The sequence below is a fragment of the Microbaculum marinum genome, assembly GCF_037855135.1.
GTDB classification, from domain to species: Bacteria; Pseudomonadota; Alphaproteobacteria; order Rhizobiales; family Tepidamorphaceae; genus Microbaculum; species Microbaculum marinum.
In genome coordinates this window covers 45926-63104 of record NZ_JAZHOF010000014.1, presented here as the reverse complement: position 1 = coordinate 63104, position 17179 = coordinate 45926, and the positions used below count along the sequence as shown (strand labels likewise).

The 17179-nt window shown below is 67.0% G+C and carries 19 protein-coding genes and 1 tRNA gene; 11 read left to right on the top strand and 9 right to left on the bottom strand.

The genetic code is table 11. The features are described 5' to 3' along the window. Positions 1-152 precede the first annotated feature (152 nt). Complete coding sequence (locus tag V3328_RS25335) at positions 153-1079, bottom strand: 2-dehydro-3-deoxygalactonokinase (protein WP_340332520.1); 927 nt, start codon at positions 1077-1079, stop codon at positions 153-155. A 98-nt stretch (positions 1080-1177) separates the two neighbouring features. Between V3328_RS25335 and V3328_RS25330 the strand changes: the two genes are divergently transcribed. The 5 genes from V3328_RS25330 (at position 1178) to V3328_RS25310 (ending at position 5861) form a co-directional block, all read left to right on the top strand. Further along, positions 1178-1948: a FadR/GntR family transcriptional regulator gene (locus V3328_RS25330; protein WP_340332519.1), complete on the top strand. Its 771-nt coding sequence runs from the start codon at positions 1178-1180 to the stop codon at positions 1946-1948. A 63-nt stretch (positions 1949-2011) separates the two neighbouring features. After that, positions 2012-3559, top strand: a complete 1548-nt coding sequence (locus tag V3328_RS25325; protein WP_340332518.1) for a UxaA family hydrolase — start codon at positions 2012-2014, stop codon at positions 3557-3559. Between the two features lie 140 nt (positions 3560-3699). Next, the gene (locus V3328_RS25320; RefSeq protein ID WP_340332517.1) at positions 3700-4182 is read left to right on the top strand and encodes a tellurite resistance TerB family protein; all 483 of its coding nucleotides are present in this window, start codon (positions 3700-3702) and stop codon (positions 4180-4182) included. A 151-nt stretch (positions 4183-4333) separates the two neighbouring features. Then, positions 4334-5128, top strand: a complete 795-nt coding sequence (locus V3328_RS25315; protein ID WP_340332516.1) for an SDR family oxidoreductase — start codon at positions 4334-4336, stop codon at positions 5126-5128. 16 nt (positions 5129-5144) lie between these two features. Then, positions 5145-5861 carry a glutamine amidotransferase gene (locus V3328_RS25310; protein ID WP_340332515.1) on the top strand — a complete coding sequence of 239 codons (717 nt, stop codon included), beginning with the start codon at positions 5145-5147 and terminating at the stop codon, positions 5859-5861. A gap of 30 nt (positions 5862-5891) precedes the next feature. On the opposite strand, the gene V3328_RS25305 is transcribed toward V3328_RS25310, so the two are convergent. Then, on the bottom strand, positions 5892-6614 hold the full coding sequence (locus V3328_RS25305) for a winged helix-turn-helix transcriptional regulator (protein ID WP_340332514.1): 723 nt from the start codon (positions 6612-6614) through the stop codon (positions 5892-5894). Positions 6615-6718: 104 nt separating this feature from the next. Here V3328_RS25305 and V3328_RS25300 point away from each other — a divergent pair, with 104 nt between their 5' ends. Then, positions 6719-7855 (top strand): acyl-CoA dehydrogenase family protein, encoded by a 1137-nt coding sequence (locus V3328_RS25300; protein ID WP_340332513.1) that lies wholly within the window; start codon positions 6719-6721, stop codon positions 7853-7855. Positions 7856-8242: 387 nt separating this feature from the next. Here V3328_RS25300 and V3328_RS25295 read toward each other — a convergent pair. Further along, positions 8243-8318 (bottom strand) — tRNA-Ala (locus V3328_RS25295). Positions 8319-8482: 164 nt separating this feature from the next. On the opposite strand from V3328_RS25295, the gene V3328_RS25290 reads away from it, so the two are divergent. From V3328_RS25290 to folD, 3 genes are read left to right on the top strand one after another with little or no spacing between them, the layout of a single operon-like run. Further along, positions 8483-8773 carry a YggT family protein gene (locus tag V3328_RS25290; RefSeq protein ID WP_340332512.1) on the top strand — a complete coding sequence of 97 codons (291 nt, stop codon included), beginning with the start codon at positions 8483-8485 and terminating at the stop codon, positions 8771-8773. 15 nt (positions 8774-8788) lie between these two features. Continuing rightward, entirely contained in the window at positions 8789-9127 is a 339-nt protein-coding gene (locus V3328_RS25285; RefSeq protein ID WP_422732929.1) for a DUF167 family protein, read from the top strand. Between the two features lie 11 nt (positions 9128-9138). After that, positions 9139-10017, top strand: a complete 879-nt coding sequence (folD, locus tag V3328_RS25280; protein ID WP_340332510.1) for a bifunctional methylenetetrahydrofolate dehydrogenase/methenyltetrahydrofolate cyclohydrolase FolD — start codon at positions 9139-9141, stop codon at positions 10015-10017. Here folD and ppa read toward each other — a convergent pair. After that, positions 10014-10541: an inorganic diphosphatase gene (gene ppa / locus V3328_RS25275; protein ID WP_340332509.1), complete on the bottom strand. Its 528-nt coding sequence runs from the start codon at positions 10539-10541 to the stop codon at positions 10014-10016. The two genes, folD and ppa, sit on opposite strands and share 4 nt — an antisense overlap. Before the next feature lie 229 nt (positions 10542-10770). Between ppa and V3328_RS25270 the strand changes: the two genes are divergently transcribed. After that, entirely contained in the window at positions 10771-11181 is a 411-nt protein-coding gene (locus V3328_RS25270) for a hypothetical protein (protein WP_340332508.1), read from the top strand. Further along, entirely contained in the window at positions 11178-12062 is an 885-nt protein-coding gene (locus V3328_RS25265) for an alpha/beta hydrolase (protein ID WP_340332507.1), read from the top strand. Before V3328_RS25270 ends, V3328_RS25265 begins: the two co-directional genes overlap by 4 nt. 40 nt (positions 12063-12102) lie before the next feature. Here V3328_RS25265 and V3328_RS25260 read toward each other — a convergent pair whose 3' ends face one another. The 5 genes from V3328_RS25260 to V3328_RS25240 form a co-directional block, all read right to left on the bottom strand. After that, entirely contained in the window at positions 12103-12612 is a 510-nt protein-coding gene (locus V3328_RS25260) for a GNAT family N-acetyltransferase (protein ID WP_340332506.1), read from the bottom strand. A gap of 122 nt (positions 12613-12734) precedes the next feature. After that, the gene (gene typA / locus V3328_RS25255; protein ID WP_340332505.1) at positions 12735-14564 is read right to left on the bottom strand and encodes a translational GTPase TypA; all 1830 of its coding nucleotides are present in this window, start codon (positions 14562-14564) and stop codon (positions 12735-12737) included. Between the two features lie 120 nt (positions 14565-14684). After that, on the bottom strand, positions 14685-14942 hold the full coding sequence (locus V3328_RS25250) for a hypothetical protein (protein WP_340332504.1): 258 nt from the start codon (positions 14940-14942) through the stop codon (positions 14685-14687). A gap of 179 nt (positions 14943-15121) precedes the next feature. Continuing rightward, positions 15122-16738, bottom strand: a complete 1617-nt coding sequence (locus tag V3328_RS25245; protein ID WP_340332587.1) for an FMN-binding glutamate synthase family protein — start codon at positions 16736-16738, stop codon at positions 15122-15124. Positions 16739-16909: 171 nt separating this feature from the next. Next, positions 16910-17140 (bottom strand): DUF1127 domain-containing protein, encoded by a 231-nt coding sequence (locus tag V3328_RS25240; RefSeq protein ID WP_340332503.1) that lies wholly within the window; start codon positions 17138-17140, stop codon positions 16910-16912. Between the last annotated feature and the right edge of the window lie 39 nt (positions 17141-17179).

The window sequence follows — 17179 nt, the reverse complement described above, 5'->3', positions numbered from 1 at the left end:
CCGGCCGGCGCCCCGCAGGGTTGCGATTCGCCGGTTCGACAAAATAACTTTAAGCTTAAAATAATTTCAGCGCAAGCCGCCCTGCCCGCATTGATTAAGATCAATCCGTACACCCGGGAATCTGGGCGCCGGGCCAAGTGCTTTCAACGGTTTCAGGCCGGATCGGCCGCCAGCCGCCGTATCGCCGTCAGTCCGGCGATCGTGGCACGCTCCGCATCGACCGCCTGCATCGACAGGCCCAGCATCTCGAAGGCGCTTGCGTAGCGCGCGGTGAGCGACCCGCCGCCGACGACCAGCACCGCACCGTCCGGTTCGAACATCCGCGCCATCTCGCGCACCTCGTGGCCGATCAGGATGCCCGACAGATAGTCGGCAAGCCCGTCTGCCGGCACCACGTCAAACAGGCCGTCGGCGCGCACCGAGAACAGGTGGTGCAGGAGCCCGCCGGTATCGCCGGACCGCTCGACGCCTGTTGCGAAGGAGGAGCCCGCCTCCCAGGAGGGGCTCGTCGTCGCCGGCATCAGCGCCCCCAGGATCGAGTGATCCCGCATTGCCGAGAACGCCTCGCCGGTCATCGAGGTGGCGAAGCGGACGAGCGCGCCGCCGGACATGTCGACCCATTTCGAATGGGTTCCGGGCAGGCAGATCACTGCGTCGCCCGCGCCCGACATCTCCAGCGCGCCGAAGCACTGCACCTCTTCGCCGCGCATGACGTCGCGGTGCGCCGAACCCGCCGGCAGACAGACGCCGGGAACGATCGCAACGTTCTGCTGCCCGGGCACCGCGCCGAGGCCCTGCGCCACCGCCACCGGATCGGCGGGACAGTCGAGATAGGCGGTCTCGACCCATCCCTGCCGGCTGCCGATCATGCCGCTCATCAGGACGGGGACGGGACCAGGCGTCCGCCAGCAGCCGACGAGCGTTTCGAACGCCTCGGCAAACCGCCCGTCGGCGACGTTGCGGATGCCGAGGGAGGTTTCGCGCCGGTCGAGGACGGTTCCGCCGCCGTCGAGCGCATAGGCCCGCGCGTTCGTCGTACCCCAGTCGACGGCGATGAATTCGATCGGCTTCTGCGGCATCTGAGCGCTCAACCCTTGCGATCTGGAAAGCTATGGGTGCTATTGTAGTATGAATAGAGGATCCGGCAGCGGGCCCACTCTTAACCGGGAGAAAGCGCTTGGAGAAGCCGGTCAGGTCCGCGCCCTCCGCCCGACGCAGCGTCTACGGCCAGATCGTCGACGAACTCGGCCGCCAAATCGTCACCGGGGAATTCGAACCGGGATCGATCCTGCCCAGCGAAGGCGACTACAGCGCCAAACTCGCGGTCAGCCGCACCTCGTTCCGCGAAGCCATCAAGATGCTGGCGGGGAAGGGCCTGGTCGAATCGCGTCCCAAGACCGGCACGCGCGTGCGACAGCGCTCGCAGTGGCACATGCTCGATCCCGACGTCACGACCTGGGCCTTCGAGGCCGGCCCCGATCGGCACTACGCCCGCGCCTTCTTCGAGTTCCGCGGCATCATCGAGCCGGCCGCGGCCGCGCTCGCCGCCGAGCGGCGCGGCGAGGCCGATCTCGGCCGGATGCGGCGCGGACTTGCCGGCATGGCGGCGGCCGGCTCGCGCGACGAATGGATCGGACCCGATCTGTCCTTCCATCGCGCCATCCTGGCGGCGACCGGCAACGAGTTGCTGATCTCGCTCGGTCACCTGCTCGAGCCGGCGCTGACCGAAAGCTTCGCCATCGCCAATGTCGACGCGGCCCGGCGCCAGGCCTCCGTCCCCTTGCATCGCGCCGTCTATGTCGCCATCGACGACGGCAGACCCGATGACGCCCGGTCCGCGATGGCCTATCTGCTCGGCGAGGCGCTGGTCGACCTGGAGGAGATGGTCGGCATTGGCAGCAACGTGGAAGTAGCAGCTCTGCATGAGCCTGTTTCGGATCCGAAATGAATTAACTGCACGGTTCGCCGGGGCGTAGGTGCGCGCCCGCTACATCTGGCCAGGACAACGATCGTGAACAAACAATCCCCCATTCGTAACGAGATACCGCGGGTCGTCCGCCTCAATCCGTCCGACAACGTCGTCGTTGCCACGGGGCGCATTACAGTCGGCGCGCCGATTCCGGGCGAGGGTGTCGCCACCACTGCCGAGATCCCGTCCGGACACAAGATCGCGACCAGGGCGATCGGACAGGGCGATGAGATCCGCAAGTACGGGCAGATCATCGGCTTTGCTTCGCAGCCGATCGCGGCGGGCGACCACGTCCATACCCACAATTGCGCCATGGGCGACTTCGCCCGCGACTATGCCTTCGGCGCCGAAGCCAGACCGACCGAGTTCGTGCCGGAAACAGAGCGGGCGACGTTCCAGGGCATCGTCCGCCACGACGGCCGCGTCGCAACCCGCAACTACATCGGCATCGTCTCGACGGTGAACTGCTCGGCGACGGTCGCGCGCATGGTCGCCGCCCACTTCACGCCCGAGCGACTGGCCGCCTACCCGAACGTCGACGGCGTCACCGCCTTCGTGCACGGCACCGGCTGCGGCATGGCCGACGCCGGAGACGGCCTCGAGACGCTTCAGCGCACCATGTGGGGCTATGTCCGCCACGCGAACTGCGCCGGCGTGCTGCTGGTCGGGCTCGGCTGCGAGGTCAACCAGATCCGCTTCCTGATGGAGGCCTACCAGCTCGACGACGAAAGCCGCTTCCAGCACATGACCATCCAGGACTGGGGCGGCACCCGCAATGCGGTGGAGGAAGGCATCCGCCGCGTCGAGGCGATGCTGCCGGCGGCCAACGCGGCGCGGCGCGAGCCGGTGTCGGCCGAGCACCTGTCGCTGGCGCTGCAGTGCGGCGGCTCCGACGCCTACTCCGGCATCACCGCCAACCCGGCGCTCGGGGCGGCGGCCGACCTGCTCGTACGCCACGGCGGCACCGCGATCCTCGCGGAGACGCCCGAGATCTATGGCGCGGAGCACCTGCTCACCCGCCGCGCCCCCGACCGGCGGGTCGGGGAGAAGCTGATCGAGCGGATCAGGTGGTGGGAGGACTACACGGCGCGGAACGGCGGCGACATGAACAACAACCCCTCGCCGGGAAACAAGGCGGGCGGCCTCACGACCATCCTCGAAAAGTCGCTGGGCGCCGCAGCCAAGGGCGGTACCACCAACCTGACCGGCGTCTACAAGTATGCCGAGCCGGTGACGGCAAAGGGCTTCGTGTTCATGGATTCGCCGGGCTACGACCCCGCCTCGATCACCGGCGAGGTGGCCTCCGGCGCCAACATCGTCTGCTTCACCACCGGCCGCGGCTCGGTGTTCGGCTTCAAGCCGGCGCCCAGCGTAAAGCTCGCCACCAACACGCCGATGTACGAGCGCATGGCGGACGACATGGACGTCAATTGCGGCGAGATCCTCACCCACGGCGTCGGCGTCGACGAAATGGGCCGGCGGATCTTCGATCTGCTGCTCGACGTCGCGTCGGGGCGGAAGTCGAAGAGCGAGGAACTCGGATTCGGCGACAACGAGTTCACGCCCTGGGTGATCGGCGCGACGATGTAGGCGGCTTGCGGGTGGCCATGTGGCCATCAGGACACGCCCGCGATTTCTAGTGCCGCGGGTGTTGGTGGCACCGGCGATTTCTGTACTAAATGATCGTGTTATCCAGAGGTCCGCAACCTGCGGACAAGGGCAGGGGCCAGATGTTCGGGGCTATCCAGAAAGTATTGCGCAATCTCACGGCGGAGTCGGAGCCGGTCTATGACGCTGGCGACCCGAAGGTCGCCACGGCCGCCCTCGCCGTTCACGCGATCGCCGTCGACGGCATCGTCGAAGAGCCGGAAAAGAACAAGCTTCGCGCCGTCCTCCAGGAGCATTTCGACCTCAACGAGGAGGAAACCGCCGAGCTGATCGCCGAGGCGCGCCGCCGTGACCTGGAGGCCATCGACCTCTACGCGTTCACCAGCGTCATCAAGCGGACGCTCGACGAGGAGGGCCGACAGGGCGTCGTCGAGATGCTGTGGGAACTCGTCTATGCCGATGGCGAGGTACACGAGTTCGAGGACAATTTCATCTGGCGCGTCGCCGAGCTTCTCGGCGTCTCCTCGCGCGAGCGCATCGCCCTAAAGCTGCGCGCGGAGCGCGAATCACCTCGGGGATCGGACAACGGCGGGTCCGATGGCTGACCCTTTGCGCCTACTGGTATCCGATCGTCCGGCGCCCGGCCCGAGCCGCGTCTTCGTATCGCCTACCGGAGACGTTCCATACCCGATGCATCGCCCAGGCGGACGCTGACGCGCCGCCTCCGCCGAGCGATCCCGAGACGGAGCAGGCCCCATGTCCGATCGCGGACGACTGAACGGCAAGAGTGCGCTGATCACAGGCGCCGCTGGCGGTATCGGCAGCGCCATCGCGCGCGCCTTCGTCGAGGAGGGAGCCCGCGTTGCCGTCACCGACATGGACGGGTCGGCGGCCGCGGCGCTGGCCCAATCCCTGAATGGGGATGAATCCGGGCGCGCCATCGCCTGCAGCCACGACGTCACGTCCGAGCAGGACTGGACCGCAGCACTGGCGGCAGCCGACGAGGCGTTTGGCGGCATCAGCGTGCTGGTCAACAATGCCGGCGTGTGGTCGGTCGGATCCATCGACGAGACCGACTACCGGGAGTGGCGGCGCTGCCTCGACATCAATCTCGATTCGATCTTCACCGGCACCCGGCTGGCGCTTCCCTACCTGCGCGAGGCCCAGCCGGCCTCGATCATCAACCTGTCCTCCGTCGCCGGCCTCGTCGCCGGCCACAACATCGCCGCCTACAACACCTCGAAGGCGGGCGCCTGGATGCTGACCAAGTCGACCGCCCTGTCCTGCGCCCGCAAGGGCTGGGACATCCGCGCGAATTCGATCCATCCCACCTTCATCGAGACCGGCATGCTGCGCGAGATGTTCGCCCGCGGCGGCGAGCCGAAGGCGCTCGATGACGACCAGCGCGGCAAGCTCACCCGCCAGATTCCGCTTGGCCGGCTCTGCACCGTTGAAGACGTGGCATTCGCCGCCATCTATCTTGCGTCCGACGAATCCCGGTATATGACCGGGGCCGAAATCAAGCTCGACGGAGGTCTCAGCGCCATGTGATGATGGCGCGGAAATCATGCCGGAACAGATTCTGATCGTCCTGCACCAGGAGAACTCGACGCCCGGCCGCATCGGCCAGGCGCTGCAGCGTCGTGGATTTCATCTCGACATACGCCGTCCCGTTCTCGGGGATCCGCTGCCCGAAACCATGGACGCACATTGCGGCGCCGTGATCTTCGGCGGTCCCATGAGCGCCAACGACCCCGACGACTTCATCCGCCGCGAGATCGACTGGATCAACGTCCCGCTGAAGGAAAGGGCCCCCTTTCTCGGCGTGTGCCTTGGCGCACAGCAGCTCGTGAAGACGCTCGGGGGCCGCGTCGAGCCCCATCCGGAAGGTTACGCGGAAGTGGGTTACTACCCGCTTCACCCGACCAGCGACGGCCGATCGCTGATGGATTGGCCGGAAATGGTCTACCAGTGGCATCGCGAGGGCTTCGACCTGCCCGACGGTGCCCGCAAGCTTGCCGGCGGGGACCTGTTCCCGAACCAGGCGTTCGCCGTCGGCCCGTGCGCCTTCGGCATCCAGTTCCATGCCGAACTGACGCTCGCGATGATGCACCGCTGGACCGTACGCGGCGCCCATCGCATGACTATGCCCGGCGCCCAGGGCCGGCGCGATCATTTCGAGGGGCGTTCCGTCTACGACCCGGAGATCCGTCGCTGGCTCGAGAACTTCCTCGATCTGTGGATCGCCGCCGATCCCCGGCGCAAGGCGGAAGCCGCCGAATAGGCCGATCCGGCACCGGCACTTGCCGGACAGCTACTCCGCCTCCAGCTCGATCTGTCCTGCGGGGCGGCGTCCCGCCGGCGCAAAGAGGCTGAGCCCGAACCAGGACCGGAACGCTGCCACGTCCCGGCGCGAGCCCTCGATGACCAGGCGGCCGTCGTCCAGGGCCGTGCCGATCGTCAGGTGGCCCAGCCAGATCGTGGTCAGGACCTCAAGGCTGGTCTCGATGAGGAGATCGGGGTCGAAACCCGGATCCTTGTAACAGAGGTCGACGAGGTCGGGCTCGAAGACCAGCCAGTAGCGCCGACGGCTGGCAGGGACGCCGGAAAGCCGGAACTCCGCGACGAACCGCCGGGCGCCGGGCCTGAGCTCGTTCACGACGGACCGGCGGATGTCCCACATCAGCAGATCGGGATCGAGATTTCTCGGTTCCACCATCTTGTGGCGAAGCCAGCGCTGCGCCCATGCGCCCATGCTCTCGACGATCGGAAGCAACTCCCGTCCGGCCGGCGTCAGATGGTACTCGCCCCTGCCGCTCGCGCCGGGCCGTCGCATGACGATGCCGGCGAACTCCAGTTCCTTCAGCCGCCGCGCCAGCAGCGCCGAGGACATGCGCGGCAGGCCGCGCTGAAGATCGTTGAACCGGACACTGCCGGACAGCAGTTCCCGAATAACCAGCGGCGTCCATCGCTCCGCCAGGATTTCGGTGGCAAGCGCGACCGGACAGAACTGGGCGTAGCCCTTTCGTTCGCTCATGACCCGCATCCTAGCATCGCCCGTCCGCGCGTGAACTTCACATGTTGAAGTTGAGGCATCGCCCCGCCCGGCGGAGGATCGCGCCACTGCCCGAAACGAAAGGTATGACCATGACCGAGTATCTCGATCTTCAGGCGCTTGTGCAGATCATAGGGCCCCGGTTCGCCGAAGGCGCCGACGACCGCGACGCGGCCGATACGTTTGTCGCGTCTCACTACGACGTGCTCAAGGAGCACAGGGTCCTGTCCGCGCTCGTTCCCGTCGAGTATGGCGGCGGCGGCCTCTCCTACAGTGCCGTCTGCACCTTCATCCGCCAGCTCGCGCACTACTGCCCCTCGACCGCGCTCGCCGTGTCGATGCACCAGCATCTCGTCGCCGCCGCGGTCTACAACGATGCGAACGGCCGGCCCGGCCGCAAGTTGCTCGACAGGGTCGCCGCAAACGAGGCCGTCCTGGTTTCCACCGGCGCCAACGACTGGCTCGAATCGAACGGCACGGTCGAACGGGTGGAGGGCGGTTTCAAGGTGAGCGCGAGCAAGCCGTTCGCAAGCGGATCGCCGGTGGGCGAGATGCTGGTCACGTCCGCTCCCTACGAGGATCCCGACGCGGGCTGGCAGGTCCTGCACTTCGCCGTGCCGATGTCGGCGCCGGGCGTGTCGCTCGCCGACGACTGGCGCAGCCTCGGCATGAGAGCGACCGGCTCGCACACCATCGTGCTCGAGGGTGTCTTCGTGCCGGATGCCGCCGTCGCGCTGCGCCGGGCCCGGGGAGCCTATCACCCCGCATGGAACGTCATCCTGACCGTGGCGCTGCCGCTGATCATGTCAGCCTATGCCGGCGCGGCGGAGGCAGCCGCCACGATCGCCCGCCATCAGGCGAGGAAGCGGCCGGACGATCCCTCCATCCCCTACCTGCTCGGAGAACTCACCAACTGTCTCACCGCCGCGCAGATCGCTGCCGACGACATGGTCCGCCTGGCGAACGACCTTGCGTTCGACATGGATCTCGACGTTGCAAACGCCATGCTGGTTCGAAAGACGATCGTTGCCGAACGCGTTCTCGCCACTGCCGAAAAGGCGCTGGAGACGGCCGGCGGCGCCGGCTTCTTCCGCAAGCTCGGCCTGGAGCGTCTCGTTCGGGACGTCCACGGCGGGCAGTTCCATCCGCTGCCGCCAAAGCGCCAGCACCGGTTCACGGGCCGGATCGCGCTCGGTCTGGATCCGGTTGGCGCCGGCGCCTGAGCCCGGATCCTCGCGCCAGGTTGCGATTCGCATTTTGCGACTCGCACTGCAAAACGCGACGCAGTCTGAGATGGGCGAGCGTTCGGCATACCGGATTTGGAGCCAGGATCGCCGTCAAACCCAAGATATGGCCTGCGGCCGCGTTTACCTTGATTGGCAAGCCCGTTGCATGGCTATGGGAAGGCTGGCATTTGGTCGTGCGTAGTCAGCCCGGATTGGATGGGGGGTAGCGAAGATCGCGACCCCTATTCCCGCTGCCTCCCATCCCTCCGATCCGGCCGCTTGGCCGCCGAAGGTTCAGCTCCGGCCGATGCGCCGCAGCATGCGCGGCGCTGCCGCACTGGCGGTTCGGGCCTGCGCGGTGAGGCAATCCGACGGTGGAAGGACTGGTGGAGCCGAGGGGGGTCGAACCCCTGACCTCCGCATTGCGAACGCGGCGCTCTCCCAACTGAGCTACGGCCCCGACCGTCTGGGTGAAGCGGATTTAGTGTCCGCACCGCTGCACTGTCAAGCAAAAGACCGGCTCGAGGCGGACGAAACGGGCTCCCGGCGCGTCAAAGGGTTGCGGTAGGCAGGCCGGATCGCTAGATCGGTGTATCGCCGACCGACGCACGAGCACCCGAACCCATGCGCGCCATCCTCGACGTCATCCTTCTTGCCCTTCAGCTATACGTTTGGATCGTCATCGCCTCGGCGATCTTCTCCTGGCTGATCGCCTTCAACATCATCAACACGCGCAACCAGTTCGTCAGCATGGTCGGCGAGGCACTGTGGCGGCTGACGGAGCCGGCACTGCGGCCGATCCGGCAGTTCCTGCCGAATTTCGGCGGCATCGACATCTCGCCGATCATCCTGCTGCTGCTGATCTTCCTGATCCAGCGCGTCATCATCCTCTACATCTATCCGGCGGTGTTCTGATCCGACTTGTCGCAGATCGCCTCGACAGACTGGTACCGCGCCGGCGCGCACGGCATCGACATCCGCGTCCGATTGACGCCGAAGGGCGGCCGCGACGCCCTTGACGGTATCGTCGCGCTCGCCGACGGCACGTCGGTGCTGGCTGCCCGCGTCCGCTCCGCGCCGGAGAAGGGCGCGGCGAACGCTGCGCTGGAAAAGCTTGTCGCCGGCGCGCTCGGTGTCGCGCGGGCGACCGTCGCCGTCGCATCGGGCCACAAGGCCCGGCTCAAGACGGTGCATGTTGACGGCGACGCTCGCGAATTGTCCGGCGCCCTGACGGCGCTCGCGGAATCGATCGGCACCAGGCCGAATTAGGGGGAAGCGGAATGACGGCTCGGATCATCGACGGCAAGGCGACGGCGGCGAGCCTTCGCGAGGATGTGGCCGCTGCGGTGGCGAGGCTGAAGTCGGAACACGGCATCACCCCTGGCCTGGCGGTGGTGCTGGTCGGCGAGGATCCCGCGAGCGCCGTCTACGTCCGCAACAAGGGCAGGCAGACCGTCGAGGCGGGCATGAATTCCTACGAGCACAAGCTCGATGCCGGCACAAGCCAGGACGAACTGCTCGATCTCGTCGCCAAGCTGAACGCGGACCCCGCCGTCAACGGCATCCTCGTCCAGCTTCCGCTTCCCGGTCACATCGATACGTCCGCCGTGATCGCGACGATCGATCCGGCCAAGGACGTGGACGGCTTCCACGTCGTGAATGCCGGCCGGCTCGCCACCGGCCTGCCGGCGCTGGTGCCGTGTACCCCGGTCGGATGCGTGATCCTCGCCAGGCAGGTGCATTCCGACCTGAGCGGCATGGAGGCCGTCGTGGTCGGCCGTTCCAACATCGTCGGCAAGCCGGTCGCCCAGCTCCTGCTGAACGAGAACTGCACCGTCACCATTGCCCATTCGCGTACCCGGGACCTGCCGGAGGTGTGCCGCCGCGCCGATCTCCTGATTGCCGCGGTCGGCCGTCCCGAGATGATCCGCGGCGACTGGATAAGGCCGGGCGCCACCGTCATCGACGTCGGCATCAACCGGATCCCGACGGACGAGGGCAAGACCCGCCTTGTCGGCGACGTCGCCTTCGACGAGGCGGTTGAGGTGGCCGGCGCGATCACGCCGGTTCCCGGAGGCGTCGGCCCGATGACCATCGCCTGCCTGCTGCGCAGCACCGTCGAGGCAACCCGCCGGCAGAACGGACTGGAACCGGTCTAGGCGCCGGCGCGTTCGATCGACTCGGCGATCATCCGCCTTGCCTCCTCGCGGTCGCCCCAATGGGCGACCTTGACCCATTTCCCCTCCTCGAGATCCTTGTAGTGCTCGAAGAAGTGCTGGATCTGGTGAAGCGTGATCTCGGGCAGATCCCGATAGGAATCGATACGGTCGTATCGCCTCGTCAGCCGGTGGACGGGAACCGCGATTATCTTTTCGTCCTGCCCCTTCTCGTCCTCCATGACGAGCACGCCGATCGGCCGGCAGCTCATCACTGCGCCGGGGATGATCGGGCGCTGGTTCGGCACCAGCACGTCGATCGGGTCGCCGTCCTCCGACAGCGTGTGCGGGACGAAGCCGTAATTGCCTGGATAGCGCATGGGGGTGTACAGGAACCGGTCGACGAACATGGTGCCCGCCGCCTTGTCCATCTCGTACTTGATCGGCTCCCCGCCGACCGGCACCTCCACGATCACGTTCACTTCGTCGGGCGGATTGTCGCCGATCGGTACGGCATCGATACGCATGTCAGAACTCCTTTTCCTGGAGGATCGGCTTGGCAGCTGCCGCTCCGCCTTATTAGTGTCGTCGCCGGAATGGACCAGATCGGGGAGACGCGACGTGCACCGGCTTGCAATATCGGCTTTGTGGTTGCTTGTCGCCGGTCAGGCAGCGGCCTTTGGTCAGACAAGCACATATACGAAGATCGATCTGGATACCTGTGCCGTCGTCTCCCGGGATACCGAAAGCGGCAGCATGGCATGGTCCTGCCCGGGCCTGAACGACATTCCGGTCTGGGTGGCGGAAGGCGACCTGCGATATCTGGTTTCGTTCGGGAAGGACGCCAGGCGGCAGGTCGCCGCGTCGCAGACGCTGCCGCCCTTCAATCGCATCAACGACACCATCGAATGGCGGCTCGGTGCCGACGGTCGGCCCTATGCGACCATACTGAGATGGTTCACCGAATTCGACGACGGACGGCAGGGCCAGGTACTGGTCGTCACCAGGACCGGGCAGGGCGGCACCTGCCACGTCGCCTATGTGGACGCCCTGGCCAACTCCGATGCCAATGAACTGGCCAGGCAGGCCGCCGACGGACTGAGCCCCGGCTTCGACTGCCGGTCGGCAACCCCCGTCATCTTCGGAAAGGCGGGAGGAAGCCGGTGAGCAAATCGAGCTTCACCGGGCTTGGCGGCCGGACCGGCAGGGCGCTGGCCGTCCTTGCTCTCGGACTGTTTGTCGCACTCGGCCTTTCCGCGCTGCCATCCGGCGGAAGCCTCGCCCAGTCGGATGGCCGGGTCTTGCGCGACGTCGAGTACGGCGCGAACCCAATGCAGACGATGGACATCTATCTGCCGCCGAAGCTCGACGACCCGCCGGCGATCCTGATGCTGCATGGCGGCGCCTGGATGGTCGGCGACAAGACCGTCGACGACGTCGTCGCCAACAAGACGAGACACTGGCTCGACAGGGGCTACGTATTCATTTCCGTCAACACGCGGCTGATGCCGGAAGCCGACCCGCTCGAACAGGCCGAAGACCTCGCGGCGGCGCTCGCCGCCGCCCAGTCGATGGCCGGATCCTGGGGCGGCGATCCTGGAAGGTTCGTGCTGATGGGTCACTCGTCCGGCGGCCATCTCGCCGCACTGCTCGCGGCCGATCCCGATATCGCCTCCCGCAACGGGGCCGTTCCCTGGCTCGGTACGGTGGTGCTCGACGGCGGCTACGACATTTCGGAACTCATGGGCAGGAAGCACATGGCGTTCTACGACAAGGTGTTCGGCGACGATCCGGAATTCTGGCGGGACGCCTCCCCGCTCCACCGGCTCGCCGATCCGCCCGCACCCATGCTGCTCGTCTGCTCGAGCCTCAGCGCCACCGCCTGCCCGCGTGCCGAAGCATTTGCCGACAGGGTGGGCGACCTAGGCGGCCGGGCGACCGTGCTCCCCGAGGCGCTGTCGCACTCGGCGATAAACGCCGACCTCGGCCTGGCGGGCAAGTACACGGATTCGGTGGATATGTTCCTGGCTTCGGTCGGCCTGCTCTGACCACGGCGACCGGGACAGCGGGTGCCTCGCGCCCGGACCCTCAGCTCCAGGCAAAGGCGACCTTCGGGAGCTTGGCGTCGCCGAACGGCTCCAACGTTTTGGCCACCTCGGCGCCGCCGAGCCCGGCGTAGAACCGACGGGCCTGGACATTCTCATCCAGTGCCCAGACCACCAGTCCGTCGAGCTTGTTCGTCTTCAGCACCCGGCGCGCTTCGGTGAACAGGCGCTTGCCGAGGCCGACCCCCTGGTGGGACGGCCGCAGGTAGAGTTCGTAGATTTCCGCGCCATAGCTCAGACGCCGCGTCCGGTTCGGCCCAAGTGTCGCATAGCCCGCCACGTCGCCGTCGAAGATCAGAACAAGCGTGCCCGCGCCGCCGCGAGCCGTAAGCCGGCGCCAGTAGGCGGGCCCGCGCCGCGACAACATCTTTTCCAGCGCCATCGGCGGAATGATGCCGCGATAGGCGGCGGTCCAGGCCTCGTCGTGGACCTCCGAGATCCCGACGGCATCGGACGCGCGTGCCGGTCGAACGTCGACAAGAGTCGTGCTCATGATCGAAAGCGTAGCGCCGCTCCGGTGGGACGGCAATCGATCAATTTTGCTCCGGCGCCTCGCAGGCGGTTTTTGGACGCGACGAGTTGCCGCGAAGCCGCAGGTGCCTCGCGGTCAGGCCCTCAAGCCACCGCGCCGGTTTCCTTCGCCCGCTCGGCGCGCTTGCGCGCATGGGGGTCCAGGTGGGCCTTGCGCAGGCGAATCGATTTCGGCGTCACCTCGACAAGCTCGTCCTCGTCGATCCAGGCCAGCGAGCGTTCCAGCGTCATGCGGATCGGCGGGGTGAGGCGGACCGCCTCGTCCTTGCCGGCGGCGCGGATGTTGGTGAGCTTCTTGCCCTTCAGCACGTTCACCTCGAGATCGTTCTCGCGGGTGTGCTCGCCGACGATCATGCCCTGGTAGACCTTCCAGCCCGGCTCGATCATCATCGGGCCGCGGTCTTCGAGGTTCCACAGCGCGTAGGCCACCGCCTCGCCGGGCTCGTTGGCGATCAGCACGCCGTTGCGGCGGCCGGCCAGGTCGCCCTTGTAGGGCTGGTAGGCGTGGAACAGCCGGTTGATGACGGCGGTGCCGCGGGTATCGGTCAGGAGCTCGCCCTGATAGCCGATCAGGCCGCGCGTCGGCGCATGGAACACCAGCCGCTGGCGGCCGCCGCCCGAGGGCCGCATCTCGACCATGTCGGCCTTGCGCTCCGACAGCTTCTGCACCACGACGCCGGAATGCTCCTCGTCGACGTCGATGACAACTTCCTCGATCGGCTCGAGCAGCTGCCCCGTCGCAGGGTCGCGGCGCAGCACGACGCGGGGGCGCGACACGGCAAGCTCGAAGCCCTCGCGCCGCATCGTCTCGATGAGGATCGCAAGCTGCAGTTCGCCGCGGCCGGAGACGACGAACGAATCGCGGTCCTCGGTCTCCTCGATCTTCAGGGCGACGTTGCCCTCCGCCTCCTTGAGCAGCCGGTCGCGGATGACGCGGCTCGTCACCTTGTCGCCCTCGGTGCCCGCAAGCGGCGAATCGTTGACCCGGAAGGTCATCGAGACGGTCGGCGGATCGATCGGCTGGGCAACCAGCGGCGCCTCGACTTCGGGGGCGCAGAACGTATCGGCGACGGTGCCGTTCGACAGGCCGGCGATCGCGACGATGTCGCCGGCCTCGGCCACGTCGATCGCGGTGCGCTCGATGCCGCGGAAGGCGAGGATCTTGGAGATGCGCCCCTGCTCGATCAGGTCGCCCTTGCGGGACAGCACCTTGATCGGCTGGTTCGCCCTGATCGTACCCGAGGTGATACGCCCGGTGATCAGCCGGCCGAGATACGGATTGGCCTCGAGAATGGTGCCGAGCAGCCGGAACGGACCGGCTTCCACCTGCGGCGGCGCGACGTGCTTCAGGATCAGGTCGAACAGCGGCGCCATCGAATCCTGGGGCTGCTCCGGATCGGCGGACATCCAGCCCTGCTTGGCGGACCCGTAGAGGATCGGGAAATCGAGTTGCTCGTCGGTGGCGTCGAGCGCGGCGAACAGGTCGAACACCTCGTTGACGACCTCGTCGGCGCGGGCATCCGGCTTGTCGACCTTGTTGATGGCGACGATCGGCTTCAGCCCGATCTTGAGAGCCTTGCCGACCACGAACTTGGTCTGCGGCATCGGCCCTTCGGCGGCGTCGACAAGCACGATCGCACCGTCGACCATGTTGAGGATGCGTTCGACCTCGCCGCCGAAATCGGCATGGCCGGGCGTGTCGACGATGTTGATCCGCGTGTCTTGCCAGACCACCGAGGTCGCCTTGGCGAGGATGGTGATGCCGCGCTCACGTTCCAGGTCGTTGGAATCCATGACTCTTTCGGCGACCCGCTGATTCTCGCGGAAGGCGCCGGACTGCTGGAGGAGACAGTCGACGAGCGTGGTCTTGCCGTGGTCGACATGGGCGATGATGGCGATGTTGCGGAGCTGCATGATCCTGAAACCAAAAAACGGGCGCCGGCCAGACGCCGCGCCCGTGTTACGTGCTGCGCTGCAATATAGTGGCTGCCGAGCAAAAACGGAAGAGGCAAAGGGCCCGGCGCCGCGCTGCCGTCAATAGCGGCGCCAGATCGGCGTGCCGAGGTTGATCTGGTCGGGTCTCGTGACGGCGCCGGTAACCGCGCCGGCCGCCCCGCCGATCAGCGCACCGGCACCGGCATTGCCGCCGGCCAGGGCAGCGACCCCGGCGCCCGTGCCGGCGCCGATCAGTCCGCCCGACAACGCCCTGTCACCGGGCGTGTAGCCGCAGCCGGCAAGCGCCACGGCCGTGGCCAGTCCAATCGCAACTTTCGATAAGCGATAGCATGTCATCACGCTCTCCAACGGTCCGTCTCCGCCCCGGAACCCGCCCAATGCCTGCTGCCTCGGCTTCAGGCTAAATGCGGAGGCCGCCATGGCGGTTCCCGACGGGCGGCCGGAACGGGGCGGGCACCCGCTCGCCTCGCCGGCCGGAAGCGGTGGGGACGTCCGGTCGGACGATCAGGCCGGCGTCAGAGGGAGACGGGAGCGAAGGAATTGGCCTGCGCGCGACGCCAGGACTTCACCAGGCGCGTCTGCTTGCGGCTTTCCAGCAATTCGCCGGGTGCGATGAAATCGTAGATGTCGTCGAGCTGGAACGCTTCCACCGGGCTGGTCCGCCGGAAGATGTGCGCGGGCCGGAGGTCGCGGGGATGCTCGAGGCCGGCGGCGCCGACCACCTCCGCCAGCGCATTCAGCGTCTCGCGCTGATAGTTCTGCACGCGTTTGGCCTTTTCCGGGACGACGAGGCCGCGCTGACGCAGCGGATCGTGCGTGGTCACGCCGGTCGGACACTCGCCGGTATGGCAGCGCATCGACATCACGCAGCCCAGCGAGAACATGAAGGCGCGTGCCGCGTTGCACCAGTCCGCGCCGATCGCCATGTTTGCGGCGAGGTAGTAGGCGCTCGACACCTTGCCGCTGGAGGCAAGCCGCAGCTTGTCGCGCAGGCCTGCCCCGACGAGGGCGTTCTGGGCGAAAACGAGACCCTCGCGAAGCGGCATGCCGATATGGTCGGAGAATTCCACCGGCGCCGCCCCGGTGCCGCCCTCCGCCCCGTCGATGACGATGAAATCGGCGAGGATCTCCGTTTCGATCATCGCCTTGCAGATGGCCATCAGCTCGTAGGGATTGCCGATGCACAGCTTGAACCCGACCGGCTTGCCGCCGGACAGGTCGCGCAGCCGGGCGATGAACTCCATCATCTCGATCGGCGTCGAGAACGCCGAGTGCGCGGGCGGCGACACGCAGTCCTCGCCCATCGGCACGCCGCGCGTCTGGGCGATCTCCGCGGTCACCTTCTCCGCCGGCAGCACGCCGCCGTGCCCGGGCTTGGCGCCCTGGCTGAGCTTGATCTCGATCATCTTGACCTGCTCGGAGGTCGCCTGATCGGCGAAGCGCTTGGGATCGAAGCGGCCGGCCCTGTCGCGGCAGCCGAAATAGCCGGAGCCGAGTTCCCAGACGAGATCGCCGCCGTTCTTGCGGTGATAGGGGCTGATCGAGCCCTCGCCGGTGTCGTGATAGAAGCCGCCGAGCTTGGCGCCCAGATTGAGCGCCTCGATGGCGTGAGCGCCGAGCGCGCCGAAGCTCATCGCGGAGATGTTCAGCAGCGAGGCGGAATAGGGCTTCGAGCATTGCGCGCCGCCAACCTCGACACGGAAGGTCTTCGGATCGACGTGACGGGCGGCGATCGAGTGGGCGATCCACTCGTATTCGTCGCCGTAGACGTCGAGCTCGGTGCCGAACGGGTGGACGTCGACGTCGGCCTTGGCGCGCTGGTAGATCAGCGAGCGGTGCTCGCGCGTGTAGGGCCGGCCCTCGAGATTGCTCTCGACGATGTACTGGTGCAGGAACGGCCTGAGTTCCTCCGAAATCCACCGCACGTAGGCGATCACCGGATAGTTCCGCAACAGCGTGTGGCGGTTCTGGAAGAGGTTCCAGATACCGACGGCGGCGAGGAACAGCAGCGGGTAGAACAGCCAGCGGACGTGCCACCCCTTCGCCACCAGTATGCCTGTGACGAGGGCGGCGATGATGATGGCGGCGAAGGTCCCGTAACGCGTCACCAGCGTCACGGGGTGAATGAGCATCGTCGTCCTGAGTTTCACTGGCCGTCTCCTCCCGCCACGATTGCCGTGGCTTTCTCCGGTCGTGTAACCGGAGCTTTCTTTACGGGAAGTTGACCCCAGGAACGGGATTCGGGCAAGGCGGGGGCCGGAGAAGCTGGCTTTCCGGCCCTGCGAGGCGTCGATGACGCCGTATCAGCGGAGCGACTCGAGGTGACGCAGGACCCGCGCTTCGACCGCCGCCGATGCGCCGCCCGGCACCGTCGCGCCGATGTCCTTCAATGTCCGGTCGTCGAGGCCTGAGAGGATGCGCGTGGTCCGGTAGCGGCTCCACCAGGCGGCAAGTGCGTGGATCCGCCCGCGCAGGATACCGGCGAAACCGGCTTCGGGAACGGACTGCGTGTCGGTGAGATGGGCGCTGGTCATGGTACTCTCCATCGGTCATTCGATGGTGTGACTGTCGCC